This is a genomic window from Paenibacillus ferrarius, assembly GCF_002027705.1.
In the GTDB taxonomy this organism is placed as follows: Bacteria; Bacillota; Bacilli; order Paenibacillales; family NBRC-103111; genus Paenibacillus_E; species Paenibacillus_E ferrarius.
Genome location: NZ_MBTG01000004.1, coordinates 79,433 through 93,147, shown reverse-complemented (window position 1 = coordinate 93,147; position 13,715 = coordinate 79,433). Strand labels below are relative to the sequence as shown.

General features: G+C 40.1%; 13 protein-coding genes. 2 read left to right on the top strand and 11 right to left on the bottom strand.

Annotation, left to right across the window (positions count from 1 at the left end):
* Nucleotides 1–81: 81 nt before the first annotated feature.
* The 6 genes from BC351_RS05740 to BC351_RS05715 form a co-directional block, all read right to left on the bottom strand.
* The gene (locus tag BC351_RS05740) at nt 82–1,842 is read right to left on the bottom strand and encodes an alpha-glycosidase (RefSeq protein WP_079409772.1); all 1,761 of its coding nucleotides are present in this window, start codon (nt 1,840–1,842) and stop codon (nt 82–84) included.
* Nucleotides 1,843–1,882: 40 nt separating this feature from the next.
* Nucleotides 1,883–2,698, bottom strand: a complete 816-nt coding sequence (locus tag BC351_RS05735; RefSeq protein WP_079409771.1) for an SDR family oxidoreductase — start codon at nt 2,696–2,698, stop codon at nt 1,883–1,885.
* 35 nt (nt 2,699–2,733) lie between these two features.
* Nucleotides 2,734–3,516, bottom strand: coding sequence for an NAD-dependent epimerase/dehydratase family protein (locus BC351_RS05730; RefSeq protein WP_079409770.1), 783 nt, complete (start codon nt 3,514–3,516; stop codon nt 2,734–2,736).
* A 363-nt stretch (nt 3,517–3,879) separates the two neighbouring features.
* Entirely contained in the window at nt 3,880–4,986 is a 1,107-nt protein-coding gene (locus BC351_RS05725; protein WP_158081988.1) for a site-specific integrase, read from the bottom strand.
* A 78-nt stretch (nt 4,987–5,064) separates the two neighbouring features.
* Nucleotides 5,065–5,280 (bottom strand): hypothetical protein, encoded by a 216-nt coding sequence (locus tag BC351_RS05720; protein WP_079409768.1) that lies wholly within the window; start codon nt 5,278–5,280, stop codon nt 5,065–5,067.
* An 85-nt stretch (nt 5,281–5,365) separates the two neighbouring features.
* Nucleotides 5,366–5,578: a helix-turn-helix domain-containing protein gene (locus tag BC351_RS05715; protein WP_079409767.1), complete on the bottom strand. Its 213-nt coding sequence runs from the start codon at nt 5,576–5,578 to the stop codon at nt 5,366–5,368.
* 530 nt (nt 5,579–6,108) lie between these two features.
* Here BC351_RS05715 and BC351_RS05710 point away from each other — a divergent pair.
* Together BC351_RS05710 and BC351_RS05705 are read left to right on the top strand one after the other, a co-directional pair.
* Nucleotides 6,109–7,812, top strand: a complete 1,704-nt coding sequence (locus BC351_RS05710) for a hypothetical protein (protein ID WP_144028284.1) — start codon at nt 6,109–6,111, stop codon at nt 7,810–7,812.
* 230 nt (nt 7,813–8,042) lie between these two features.
* Complete coding sequence (locus tag BC351_RS05705) at nt 8,043–9,122, top strand: hypothetical protein (RefSeq protein WP_079409765.1); 1,080 nt, start codon at nt 8,043–8,045, stop codon at nt 9,120–9,122.
* Nucleotides 9,123–9,178: 56 nt separating this feature from the next.
* Here BC351_RS05705 and BC351_RS05700 read toward each other — a convergent pair whose 3' ends face one another.
* The 5 genes from BC351_RS05700 to radC all read right to left on the bottom strand — a co-directional run bounded on the left by BC351_RS05700 (nt 9,179) and on the right by radC (nt 13,707).
* The gene (locus BC351_RS05700; RefSeq protein ID WP_079409764.1) at nt 9,179–9,931 is read right to left on the bottom strand and encodes a GTPase family protein; all 753 of its coding nucleotides are present in this window, start codon (nt 9,929–9,931) and stop codon (nt 9,179–9,181) included.
* 30 nt (nt 9,932–9,961) lie between these two features.
* Nucleotides 9,962–10,936, bottom strand: coding sequence for a GTPase family protein (locus BC351_RS05695; RefSeq protein ID WP_079409763.1), 975 nt, complete (start codon nt 10,934–10,936; stop codon nt 9,962–9,964).
* A gap of 24 nt (nt 10,937–10,960) precedes the next feature.
* Complete coding sequence (locus tag BC351_RS05690) at nt 10,961–12,244, bottom strand: stalk domain-containing protein (RefSeq protein WP_079409762.1); 1,284 nt, start codon at nt 12,242–12,244, stop codon at nt 10,961–10,963.
* 69 nt (nt 12,245–12,313) lie between these two features.
* Nucleotides 12,314–12,700, bottom strand: a complete 387-nt coding sequence (locus BC351_RS05685; RefSeq protein ID WP_079409761.1) for a helix-turn-helix domain-containing protein — start codon at nt 12,698–12,700, stop codon at nt 12,314–12,316.
* Between the two features lie 398 nt (nt 12,701–13,098).
* Nucleotides 13,099–13,707: a RadC family protein gene (radC, locus tag BC351_RS05680; RefSeq protein WP_079409760.1), complete on the bottom strand. Its 609-nt coding sequence runs from the start codon at nt 13,705–13,707 to the stop codon at nt 13,099–13,101.
* Nucleotides 13,708–13,715 lie beyond the last annotated feature (8 nt).

Here is a 13,715-nt window from a genome sequence, read left to right as displayed (position 1 = left end):
ACAAAAAGCGGTTCACGGATAAGGACTTTGCAGACTTATCTGGGGACAAATTCTCCCAAGCTGTGAAAACAGCAAAATCGTTTAAACGCCATTCAAGCTTCTGCGCAAAATTCGATAGCCAAACGGCTCCAGCTCTATACTGACAAAACCGTCAACAGACTTCACCGGATCGCCGCTGAATGCATCCTGCCAATGTTCCGTTTCTGTATCTGCGGGATGGGCAAGAAGGGCTGATTCCTCGGATTGATTCATCCAGATAGTGAATATTTCCTGTTTATTCCTGCGTTCATAAATAATTCTGCCATCCTCCGCATCCGCTCTCAGGAAGGAGAAGCGGCCGAAACGAAGCACTTCATGCTTTTTGCGCAGCTTGATCATCAGCTTGTAGAAATCGAATAATTCACGGTCCTGCTTGGAAAGGTCCCATTCCATGCATTTGCGGCAATCGGGGTCTTGCTCCCCCGTCAAACCAATTTCGTCGCCATAGAAGATGCAGGGAGTTCCGATATAAGTGAGCAGGAAAGCGACCGCAAGCTTGAGCCTGTTCTTGTTCTCCCCAAACATCGTCAGCACACGCGGCGTATCATGGCTTCCCAGCAAATTAAACAGCACTTCATTCGTTTGCAGCGGATAGCGCATCAGGATATTATTCATATTTTCGGCAAAAGAGAGGCCATTGGGCTGCTCGGACTGGAAAAATTGCAAAATCCGATCCGAGAATGGGTAATTCATCACCGAATCGAACTGATCCCCCAGCAGCCAGCGCAGCGAATCGCTCCATGCTTCACCGATAATATAAGCGTCGGGATTTGCTTTTTTGACAACTTTGCGGAAGTCCCTCCAGAAGGAATGGTCAATTTCATTCGCGACATCCAAACGCCAGCCATCAATCTGCACTTCCTTCAGCCAATGCTCCGCAACGTCCAGCAAATACTGTTTGACCTCGGGGTTCGTGGTATTCAGCTTAGGCATCGAAGCATAAAACCCGAAGGTTGCATAATTGAGCGGGCCTTCCTTCACCTCAACCGGAAAATCATGAATGTGGAACCAATCCACATAGGCTGATTGCTCGCCTTTCTCGATAACATCCTTGAAGGGCGGGAAGTCAACGCTTGAATGGTTGAAAACTGCATCCAGCACGACCTTCATATTTCTATCATGGCAGGCTGCGACCAGTTTTTTTAACACAGTGGTATCTCCGAAATGCGGATCTACCTTTTTATAATCAACCGTATCGTATTTATGATTGCTTGGCGCTTCAAAAATAGGAGTCAAATAAATCGCCGTTATGCCTAACTCGGCCAAGTAATCGAGATGGTCCATGATTCCCTGCAAATCGCCACCAAAATGGGAGTCATTGGTCGGTTGATCTCCCCATTCAAGGACGCCGTCTGGATCTATACGTGGATCGCCATTGGCAAACCGGTCCGGCATAATTTGATAAAAAATCGCAGATTTGGCCCAATCCGGCGCCTTGAATCCATCGATTTCATGCATATACGGCATTTCATAATAGCCGGAAGGGGGGCTGGGCTCTTCGTCATAAATCTCCGACTCCGTCATCCAAATCGTTTCGTCCTCCGCTTGCAGCCGGAACCCGTAAGAGAACCGTTTCTGCGCGGGCGATAGCTCTGTTTCCCAATAGTCGAAGTAACGGTCGGTGGCGATTTTCTCCATCGGATAGTCATTGTTGTAATTGTCCCAGTCATATTTATCCCCTGTAATAGCGATAACTTGGTTCACATCATTCTTCTTGGTCCGAATGCGGAGATGGAATGTGCTGCTATCATAGGAATAAGCCCATTTGGTGTTGGGGGAATGGTATAAACTCTCAATTTGCATATAATATTCTCCTTTTCCAGCGAATGAGCGAAATGAAGGACTAGCCGTGAATTAAAGATTCAGCGCCATCAATATAAACGGACGTTCCGGTAATGTGGTCGGATTGATCGGAAGCCAGGAAAAGGACCAGATTCGCGACCTGACCTGCTGTTCCAGGCTTATGCTCAAGCGGTTGATCCCCTTCGGGATATTCGATGGGAATCGTTATTTCCTCAAGCTCCGGTCGGCGGTCCGTATTCTCGTCAATATTCGTATGAATGGCACCTGGGCAAATGGCGTTTACGCGGATTTTGTAGCGGGCTAATTCCAGCGCAGCCATTTTCATAAAAGCGACTTGCCCCGCCTTGGACGTGCTGTAGGCACTCATCCCGAAATTAGAGAAAACGCGATTGCCGTTAATCGAGCTCGTAATGATGATACTTCCTCCCTGTTGTTTGAGGGGCTCGACCGCATATTTCACACATAGGAACGTGCCTGTCAGGTTAATATTGATCGTCGCGTTCCAATCGTCCAGCTCCAAATCGGCAATAGGCGACAGTACGCCATTAATTCCGGCATTGGCTACCAGGACATCAAGTCGGCCCCAGTGGCCCATCACCGTCTGAATGGCTTGTTTGACTTGCTCTTCGAAAGCAATATCCGCGGGCAGTGCGATCGCTTCGCCGCCGGAAGCCGTGATTTTCTCGACAGCCTCATCGAGTTCACTTCCCGGGCGGTTCAGCAGGCCGATTTTGAAGCCTTTTTCAGCCAAACGTATAGCGGAAGCTAAGCCTATTCCAGATGCGGCTCCCGTAACAATCGCAACTTTCCCCGAATCGGCGGATGGCTGAGTTTGGGAATGGTCAAAGTTAGTCATGATAATACCTCCTAGGGATTGAACGGATGATAAGGTCATTTACCCTTGTTGGGCGGGTTCGAATCGTGGGGGTTGTCGTGGAAATGAATATGATTTCTTTCAAAAGCATTTGCTTTGGGATCATAGTCCACCAGCGCTTTGGTCTCCGTTAGATCGAGGCGCTTGAAGCGATTATCCGAAATGGCATGAAGGATTGTAAAAGGTCCCAGCTTATCGGACACAATGGTTTTGAGGATCAGATCGCATAAGTCAGCAGGATGGAGGTAGGCGCTCATGTCTCTAGCGGTCAAGTCCTCCTCTTCGGCAGGCGAGTCATCGAAAGCCCCGATGCGGATGGCAACACTTTGCATATCTTCTGCGTATCCGAAATAACAGGCAAGCGATTCAGCGAAACATTTGCTGACACCGTATAGATTGTGAGGACGAGTCGGCATATTCGCATAAAGCTGAGAATCGAGCGGATATCCCTCTATCGTCTGCACGCTGCTTGCTGTGAGAAATCGGCGCACCCCTTGATCTTTGGCCGCGCGAAACATATTAAACGTGCCTTTGATGTTGTTATCCAGCAGCGATTCATAGAAGCCTGCTTGTGGAGAGGGGTCCGCAGCCAAATGGATGACCACGTCAATGCCTTGGCAGGCCTGATGGCAGGCATCAACATCCGTAATGTTGAGCGCTATGTACTCGTGATCTCCTTGCGCGTAGCGGGTGAGCATGGAAGTATCGAGATCCGCGAGACGGAGTGTGAAGCGGTCTTTCAGGAAATTAGCGAGCACGCTGCCGATTCGCCCTGCGGCTCCGGTGATTAGAATTTTCATGGTTGGTTCCTCCTGAGTTATGATAGGTCATCCTTATTCATTAACCTTTATGAGGAAAATAAACACAGTTTGCTATAGCTGGGAAAATTATTAGAAAAATAAAGCGTTTTCTAAATTGTAATATAATTGAAACATTCCTGTTATGGTTTCATAATGTTTAGCGGGTATTATAATAACCAAGACCCCCTTTTTAATATAAACTTTTGAACCTGGCCCCGTTGGCTGGGTTCCTTTTTTTTGTGTAGCACAAATAACCCTTGTAGAGTAAGGGTTTACGGGGCGTAGGTGTGTAGTTATAAGCTTTAAAAAGACGTTCTGGTAGGAATCTGGTAGGGTTGGACTAAAATTGCTGATTTGTTTCGGTTATTCGAGAAGATTTTGGAGTGCATTGGCTGCGTCTTGTTGCATATTGGGTGCAAGGTGTGAGTAAGTGTCCAATGTTATTTGTACGGATGAATGTCCAAGCCGTTCTTGAACTACTTTTGGATGTACACCGAGTCCTAGTAGGAGGGAAGCACATGTGTGGCGTAAATCATGAAAACGTATTGTGCGTAAGCCTGTTTTTGCAAGAAGCCTAATCCATATATCTCGGAAATTCTTCTTTAGGTACGGTCTGCCTTTTTTCGTGCAGATTAAGTAGCCGAGGTCTTCGTAATCATTGCTCGTAGCATTCTTTTCCTCTGCAATGCCATCAATCCTTTTTTCAATTTCTTTGATTACAAATGGCGAAAGTGAGATAGATCGATTCCCTGCATTTGTTTTAGTTCCAATTTGTAAGTTCCTTTCTGAATCCATGATATGTCTGACTGAAATGATTCCTCGCTTTGTATCAATATCCGAAAGCCGTAAGCCTCTGATTTCCCCCATTCTCATTCCACAGTGAATAGCCAATACGAATATAACTCGTAGTCTGTGACCATGAATGGCTTTGAGGAATGTTTTGGCTTCGTCTTCTGTCCAATATGACATTTCTTTCTTGGCTACTTTAGGTTTAGTGACCAAAGATGCTGGGTTCCTGAGTATCAATAACTTTCGTTCTGCGTCTTTCAAGGCCTTATGAATGACTTTGTAAATGTTTCTTTTAAAGCTGTCTGAGTAATCGGTAGCATGTACTTTAGCCATGAATCCTTCAACAGTCATTGCATTGATATCTGAGAGCGAAATGCTGCTAATGGACTCGGGCATGATATGTCTGCGAATAATCATTTCGTACCCAACTCTGGTTGATTTTCTAAGATCAATTCGGCTTTCAAGCCAACTCACCAAGTAGTCACCAAAAGTCATTTTTGTTGGCTGTATATACGTACCTTTGTTCATTGCGTCTTTGACGGATATTTCGGCTTTTTCAGCTTCTTTTTTGGTTCTGAAACCTCGCTTTTTCTCCGTTCTTCGTTTTCCATCTGAATCTTTGACTTCAAACGCATAGTACCACTGGTTTGATTGCACTTTCTCATCTTTGTAAACAGGCATTGTCATTTCTCCTTTGTATGATGATTTTGTGAAACACAAATAAGTAGGAACGATATGTTCCCACCGATTACAAAGCTGTTACAGACGAAATTGTTTTTTATTAGCCGAAATGTCACACAGCAATGTATCACGTTCCGTTCGGAGCAATGCAATTTCTTTCTTGATTGTCTCTCTCCGATTCTTGGAAGTATTCGGTTGTCCGAATTCTAATGCCAGCTTTACATGCTGCCACGCAATGTGAATCAATTGCTCGCGACAACATTCATCTTCAAGCGCCATACGAAGACTGTTCACGGTCTGTAATTTCCTTTCTATTCTGGAATGAAGCCAAAAGTAAATAAGCCGCGACAACAAGGCCACAGCTTTTTTCAAGGATCAATTAATCATCCGCTAACTCTCTATAACGTTCCATATTCATCTTAGCTTGAGAGAGTACAAAATCTGTTACTGCTACTTTGGGTATCCTATACCCCTTCATTTTCATTGATTTAATCTGACCTGTTTGTAAAAGGCTTAGTGCCTTTGATCTCCCGATATCAAGCATTTCCATGAGCTCGGTGACTGAGACAATATCAGAGTAATCGCTAAACATAGCATCATCCTTTCATTGTAGATACTTTGTACTCTTAATGAATGATATATATTTTCGAGTGTTGATAGTTCGATTACCATACTGTTCAAAGCAAGTTGTATTTAATTGGATGGGGTTTGATAGGATTGAATATCGTTAATTGAGATGCTTTAAGCGGATTTCAAATGCTGAATACATACAGTAATTTAGTTTATTATCCTTATATTTTCATTGAAAGTGTGATAGTGTGATAGAAATACGAATAAAACCATCACACTATCACACTTTTTTATAATCAGGAGGTAATTTATATCTATAATCCATTTGAAAACTTCTCCCCGCAAGAGTTAATCAAGGTCTTTAGTGATGAATATACTGATAATGATTTTGCTATAAACGGAAATGGTGAGTTTTGTATAGTCGAAAATGGAAGGATTGAACCGATAGCTAATTTCACTCTTATTCCATTGGCGACTATAAAGACGGAAGAGGGGAGGCCAAGTGCATATGTTTTTACGGGGCTTATTTTTGATGGTGAAATTACCTCGATTTTGCCTAAAATTGAAGTTCTACACAAAGATTTAGCGACAAAAAAATGGTTGAGCGATCAAGTGCCTCTAGGCATGTTTAGCATCAAAGAGACAAAAGGATATCAGCATATAAAGAAGTTCATTTTAAAATCTCTAAATAAGAACCTGTTAAATGTCGTCGATGTTGAAAGCTCAGGTTGGCATTGCTTTGATAATAAATGGGTGTACGTACATAGTGGTGGAACGATTGGGGACACTGACAGAAATATCCGATTAGCCGATAAGGAATTGCTGTTGCAAATCGACAATCACATTACAACTAAAGAAGCGTTCTTAGAGAGCCTGAATATGTTGGATATGCTTGAACCTAAACTGACCCATTCTCTTCTATCACTTGTGCTTGTTTCGGTTATTACATCACCATTAATGCAGAATAGTCTTGCCCCCAGATTCAGTTTGTGGCTTGAAGGAAAATCGGGGATGGGGAAAACGAGTTTATCCAAGATGTTTACTCAAATTTTTGAAGTCCACAAACTAGTTCATGTTTACGATTATAGGAAAGATCTGAATAAGACCGTTCTGAATAGAGATTGTGTTTCTATCTTTGATGATTACGGTGTTGCTAAAACGAAAAGAATAGCTGATTTGACGAATGAAAAAATCGAAAAATTAATTAGAGACATTGGGGATAGAGAACCGTCAGCAAATTTTACAGTGCGTTCCGAAGGAATGGCGCTTTTTACAGGCGAAAAGTTTATCACAATGCCAAATGCAGATATTACATCATCCGCAGGGCGAGTTGTGCGTGTTCAGATGGATAATTTATTCGACAAAAAGCAAGGATCTACATATGATCCTTTGAAAGTGGAGAAATTTAGTTGGTTTGAAAAATCCTCCTTCTTATCTACGAGTATTGCTGACTACTTGAAATGGGTCAGTGGAAAGTTAAGCTCTAATTTCATAGACCATTACAGACGAGATTTTGAGAATAATCGTGCTCAGTTTGAGGCGGTAACAGATGATGCTCATAGTAGGCAAAAAGATAACTTCGCTCATCTGATAGTAGCATTGAATTTCTATTTAACGTATGGATTGGAAAAGGAATTTATTACGCCAGAAGAATGCGCTTCATATCGTGTGAAAGCAAGAGAAGTGTTTGTGGAGCTATTAAAGGAGCAATTAGTTTCTCCACTTGATACTGACGTTCAAATATTTATGGAGTCTCTTGAAGAGCTAATTATGCAGGAAAAAATCATTGTTACCGTAAAGGGTATCCCACATATGGAACGTGATGTACTAGGCATTGTTGACTTGAGTGAAAAGACAATGAGTCTAACATGGCAACCTGTATACGAAATTGTGACTAATCATATCTTGCTTCAATCTGATCGCTCTGATTTCAGGAGTGATATAAAATTAGGGAAACTATTAAAAGAGGCTAATTTGATCTACAAATCAAATGGTAAATCTACAAAGCCAGTATCAGGATTAAATGGACGAGCGATCCAATTTAATATAGATAAAATTCCAAATATGGTTGAAGCTATTGTAAGTATGAATAGGGGAAGAAAGTTCAATAACTTGCTCGAAGAATATGCAAGTGATACACGCGATAATGAACGAAGAGAAGAAGAGAAACGAGAACGAAAAGATAATAAAAAAGAACTAAAAAAACTAAAGGGTACTATTTTTCAAAGCGGTAACAGGTACATGGATAGCGAGTAATCGCCGTCTGTGTGCTTTTTCATATGAAGGAGCAGGATGATCTCGTTTATGAATTACGTAATGATATCATTTTCATTTCCGATCATATACGTATGTATTATCTTTTAATATATGTCTATCTATTTATTGTCGTTACAATTGCTATTTTCTGTATGTAGCCACGGTTGTATCATTTTTAAAAGTGCGCTTAACAAAAACCTAAGATTGATACTAATTGGAGGTTTTTGTTTATGCATACGGTTCATATGTTTTGTAAATTGAACTACCATTTTTATACTGCCTTGTTTAAAGTACTACAAGAACTGTCAAGTTCTAACCATTGCAGGTTTTATCGTGAGAAAGATGGCTCTTACCATTGCCACTTGCTCTTAAAGGAAACAGGAATAAAACTCATATTACGAAGTTCAGAAAATGAGGATGGAATCAGCTATAAGGCATTAGAGATTATAATGAATCCAATGAGGTTATTAGATGTAAATGATTATTTACAACTTACTGACATAGAGCACTATCAGTCCATTTACGCTGCTTTCCGAAAGGCATTCAAGCCTATAAAAAAGAAGTTTGAAAGCAAAAGACGTAATCGATCCTTCAAGTTTAATTTGGATTATTTGGATGCTTACTGCTACAAGATAGTAGATTTCGCTGTCAATATTTACACCAAACATATTAAGCTGTACATGAAACTGATTAAACGCGCCAATGTTCCAAACGGATTTCAACAATTTGTATTGTATAAGGAATCTAGTAAACGATTTGAACCGCCTGAGCATAATTTCTATATATTTAGAAAAGGAAAATCGAAGTTAAAGACCAATCATGTAACCCTGAACATTCAATGTTACGATAAAGGCGAGCACTTAAAGGAGAAGAATTTACCATGTGATGATGAAAGGGCTAATTATACTATTCGATTCGAGGTTCAATGTCACTACAACAAAGTGTACAGGATTATTAAAAGCAACGCTCTGAGTAAACAAGGATTTTCCCAATTTCTACGAGAAGATATATCTGATAATGAGCTTCATAAATACTTTAAAAAAACGATAGGCTATGGAGATTACTACACTTTATCGAAAGCAAAGGAACTCGTCCAAAACAAACGATTACAGCCGAAAATGAAAGAAGCATTAATTGAAACTCTTGAATTAGTTAATGATAGAAGAGGTATTTGGAAAGCTAAAGAGAAGGTTTCCGACAATAAAGAGTTTGATAAACGAATCAAAAAATTGCATGAAATCGGGGTCAATCCAGTCACTATACCAATAGCAGAGAGGATTGATTATTTGCCATGTCTATTTGATTTGTAGAAAAATGACTAAAGCACTTAATCAATTTCATATTAAGTGCTTTAGTCTTGTCTAATTCAATTAAAGAATCTTCTGGTTCTAGCACCAGTCTGTTTAAGCATTCTATCAAGGCTGCTGGTATCTTTTCTGCTATCTCGTCTACTGCTTGGTATGTGATTAATGATAAGATCGAGAAGGGCTTGAATATTGTATCCATGCGTAGCCGAGTAGTAGATCGGAGAAACGTTCAAATTTGTTGTTTCGCGGATTCGACTACTTATAGATTCAACTTTGTGGGCTAACTGCCGGACGAGTTCATCGCTAGGTTTGTTTTTTGATGCGTCCCATCCTTTACCTTTCAATGCCATATCGCATTGATTCAGCGCAACCAATAATCTGCTACTATGAGGAAACGTAGGTATAACAATCTTATTGATTAATTCATAGGTAGTTCCTAAATCCTTACTACCAGCATCAATAATTATCAATACAAGATCAATAAAACCATGCTCATTGTTATTGCCGTAGGTTTTGTTCAGAAGCTGAACTATTTTTTGTGTATGTCTTTTATCAGCTTCAATTCCATCACCTAGGCCGGGGGTATCCCAAAAACGAATTCCCCCACCATTAAAAGAATACGAGTCTATACTCATTGTTTCAGGGTCAACACCTTCGCCGACTTTAGCCACTTGCTTCTCGAAAAAGGCATTCAAGGTACTGGATTTTCCTGCCCCAGTTACACCAGTTACCATTATATCAAGTGGATTAAAGCCAGCTGATTCAAGCCTATTTCTTATTTCTTCAAACCGATACTTGCTGTAGTCTCTCATAATTTAAGTCCCCGAATGTAAATATCAAAACTAACTCCAAAACCAGTTCCAAGCACTTTTCGCCGCACCTGCAAGTCCTCCTAGTATAGTTCCTGCTACCTCCCCCGGCTTCCCGAAAATTTCACCCAATTTTTCCCTACCGCGCTGAGCGCCCTTTAATACTTCATCCAAAAACGAGTTTCTCGCGTATTCTTTAATTTGCTCTTTGTAATTTTCTTTATTATCATCATTTGAAGCATCTACCTTTTTTGTATCTATAGGACTCTCCACTGCATAAAGTTGTCTCTTCTCTTCAGGTGAGAATTTCATAATAAAACACAGGAGTTTGGAGATATTGTAATTCTCAGCAGCTGAATAAAATATTGGCTCAATATTTACGCCTGTTCCTTCATAAATTCTTCGTTTCACGGAAGCCGCTTTATCATTAAGAAATGCTTCAAGTTCTCTCTCTGGATTTTTAAACTCATGATTCCAACCTTTACCTTTCATTGCAATATCACACTGATTAATGGCTACCAAAATACGATTCTTTTCAGGCATATTGGGTATAATGACTTCATTAATCAATGCATATGAAGTACCTAAATCTTTGCTTGAACCATCAACAATAACAAGAACCAAATCTATTAGAGCATCTCCGTTTTCATCTTTTTCTTTTAAAATATTAGTGATGTTCTTGCTGTGTCGAATATCATTATTTTTTCCATCCCCAAGACCCGGTGAATCCCAGAGTACAAGATTTTTAATCTCATATTTTTGAATATCCATAGTCTCAGGGTCAACACCATATCCAACCTTAGCCATTCTTGTATCGAAAATAGCATTGATCGTCGAACTTTTTCCACTTCCTGTAGCACCTGTAATTAAAATATTAACTTTCTGGGACTTTAGCCGTAAAAGGTTACTATATATTACCTTTTTGTCATTCTCGTCGAGATTCGATTTCTGTATTTTTTGCTCAATGTTTTCCCAAGTCTCTTCATGGTTCTCAATTATTGTTGGCATGGTGCATGTCCTCCTAAAGTAGAATTAGTAATAAAATGCACTTTCTGATACTCCTACAATGCTAACAGTTTTCGCATCTCCCCATTGATACTCATGCCATTTAATGCCTGCAAGAAACATTGCTGTAAATTTCATCTTTTCTTCACTAATTTTTTTGTCACCAGTGAGAGCAGATCGCTGATTCCAATAAATAAGAATCTTTGATCCTTGAATTTCCAGTATCTCTCCAGCGAACATATTATTGATCTGAACAACATCGCCGACTTTGAGTAGATTCCCATTTATATCTAGTGGCTTATCGTTGCCCGTTGTTTTATCATTTTTGGTGTTTTGTTTAGTTTTCTCATCATTCTTATATGCAAAATACTCGCTATAATCTGAGGGAACATTGTCAAACATCCCCTTATAAAGTGCAATAACTTGATTCTTCCCATCCCAAACTAACTTCAATCCCAAGTTATCACTCACAAATTTGAGAGGAACCATTGTTTTGTTTGAAATGATTGTTGGAGCAACATCAAGCGTCTTCACAGCGCCATTAACTACCGCTCTATTTTTATCAATCCACAAATCTACATTATTTCTATTAAGAGTTATCGACACTTTCTTTTCGTTCCCGTCCCACGTAACAATACCACCAAATTCTTTAACTATATTAGCAATAGGAAGCAGGGTTCTATCATCACGAATTACTGGAGTTGAACCTTCCTCAGGGTCAATTTGCTTTGTTTCATCCTTTTTATCCGCGTTGCTTATATACATCCACGGATCACCGATTTTTAAAATGATACTCATTTTCTCTTCCTGTTCGTCCCATGTGTACATATTGAATACCAAAGTGTTCTTATCTTTTAAGTAGATGGTGTCGTTTTCAGAGCCTACAATGTCCTTTTCAATAAAGCTCAAGGGAACGTAGACACCCTCTTTGTCACTTGGATACACGGCTGCTTTTTCAAGCTGATAAACTTTTCCTGTCGGCTCAAAGCATACTCCTGACTCATCAACAACATATCCTGTAACCTCTTTTTTTCCTTCCGTTATTGAGTAACAATTTCCTTGAAAAGTTACATATGAATGTACTGACGGTTTATCACGTACAACCGTTTCTGTTCCGCTTCTATCTAGAATATTGAGGATTTTTCCAATCGGAAACATGTTAGTTCCGTCAACAACTACTGGCGATGGTACAGTTCCTTCATTGTGATTGGACACCTCAACCTTGAGTGTTTTGTCGCTTGCAAAAACGAATTGAGGTAACGTAAGTGATAATAATAGGGAGATCATTAAAACCAGTTTTATTTTAGACATTGTTTTTTCCTCTTTTCACATAGGATTCTGAGATTCCAGATACGTTTACTAACGTAATATCGATTGCCTTCATTCGACTCCGTACTGCTGACTATTTCGTTTCCTTTTTGTGCTCTTACACTGTGAAGAGTTTGGATGCAAATTCTCTGTGCTGCTCTTAATCGTATCAATGATGAGTTGTTTGAGATCATCTGGAGAAAAGACCGTCAGTACCGTTTTTTTATCTTTCTCGCTACTTTCTTCAAGCTCATTGTTGATCATTAAGCTTCCGATTGGAACATTAAGTCCGTTAGCAATTTTCTCTAACGTTTGTACAGTCGGGTTGTTTTCTCCGCGTTCCACTTGTCCGAGATATGAAGTATTAACTCCAGATTGAAGAGCCAACTGTTCCTGACTAAGCCCATTTTTTAACCGTAATAGACGAATTTTCTCACCAATTATTTGTACGGTATTCAAATCTTCTCACCTCTATCAAAAGGATAGACTTTCCTTATCGGTGTCTCAATATTGTATAAGCGGTAAATAAGTGGGTATGAATATGATTTATAGAGTATGTCATTTGACAAAATGGTTAAATGTACGATTACCCCCTGTTTTTAAAAATAAAAAAGACGCCTTCTACGAGGCAACAGTTAGATTGCATGAGAAAGAAAGCTTACTCTCACGAATCTTTGCTGTTGTCTTGTGTCTGCGTCTAAAATGTCGATTATTATTGGCAGCTAGTGCAAAAATATGAGCTATTTTTGCGGCTGGGCAGATTGTTCTGCCGATTATCAGATACTGATTAGAAACACTTTCATCTACAATGATACTCGTTCTTCGAATGTCAAGCAAGTAGACTAGTAAAGAATAATTCATATTAATCCCTGTTCCCGAAGACTTACATAGCGATGATCACCGATAACGATATGATCAAGGACTTCTATGCCCACCACATCTCCTGCGCGGATTAGCCGTTTCGTCAATTCGATATCCTCTGAGCTAGGGGACGGGTCTCCGCTCGGATGGTTATGAGCGCAAATAATAGAGGCACTACATTTTTTTATGGCAGCGTGAAATACCTCTCTTGGATGGACAATTGCGGCGTTGAGGCTACCAATGGAAATGACTTCCTTGAAGATTACTTTATTTTTGGTGTTAAGAAATAAACATGTAAAATGCTCTTTGTTTAGATGTCTAAATTCAGGTTCAAGTAGATCAAACACGTCTTTAGGGCTATGAATCGTATATTGATCTTGTGCAGGGATAGTAAGTGCTTTAGCCAGTTTTAACATGGCAGTGAGCTGACGAGCCTTGCACAATCCAATCCCCTTTATGGCGATTAACTGCTGCTCAGACACATTCATTAATTCTGTCGTTGTCGGGAACTGCTCCATCAGCTGTTGAATGAGATAGCTGTTTGGGCGCTCTCTTAAAGACTCTGAAATCAACCTTTTTAGTTCCTCATTGCGATAATCGTTCATCAAATATT

Coding starts and splice junctions, on each gene's coding strand:
- BC351_RS05740 (WP_079409772.1), bottom strand. CDS start 1,842: ATGCAAATTGAGAGTTTATACCATTCCCCCAACACCAAATGGGCTTAT.
- BC351_RS05735 (WP_079409771.1), bottom strand. CDS start 2,698: ATGACTAACTTTGACCATTCCCAAACTCAGCCATCCGCCGATTCGGGG.
- BC351_RS05730 (WP_079409770.1), bottom strand. CDS start 3,516: ATGAAAATTCTAATCACCGGAGCCGCAGGGCGAATCGGCAGCGTGCTC.
- BC351_RS05725 (WP_158081988.1), bottom strand. CDS start 4,986: ATGCCTGTTTACAAAGATGAGAAAGTGCAATCAAACCAGTGGTACTAT.
- BC351_RS05715 (WP_079409767.1), bottom strand. CDS start 5,578: ATGTTTAGCGATTACTCTGATATTGTCTCAGTCACCGAGCTCATGGAA.
- BC351_RS05705 (WP_079409765.1), top strand. CDS start 8,043: ATGCATACGGTTCATATGTTTTGTAAATTGAACTACCATTTTTATACT.
- BC351_RS05700 (WP_079409764.1), bottom strand. CDS start 9,931: ATGAGAGACTACAGCAAGTATCGGTTTGAAGAAATAAGAAATAGGCTT.
- BC351_RS05695 (WP_079409763.1), bottom strand. CDS start 10,936: ATGCCAACAATAATTGAGAACCATGAAGAGACTTGGGAAAACATTGAG.
- BC351_RS05690 (WP_079409762.1), bottom strand. CDS start 12,244: ATGTCTAAAATAAAACTGGTTTTAATGATCTCCCTATTATTATCACTT.
- radC (WP_079409760.1), bottom strand. CDS start 13,707: ATGAACGATTATCGCAATGAGGAACTAAAAAGGTTGATTTCAGAGTCT.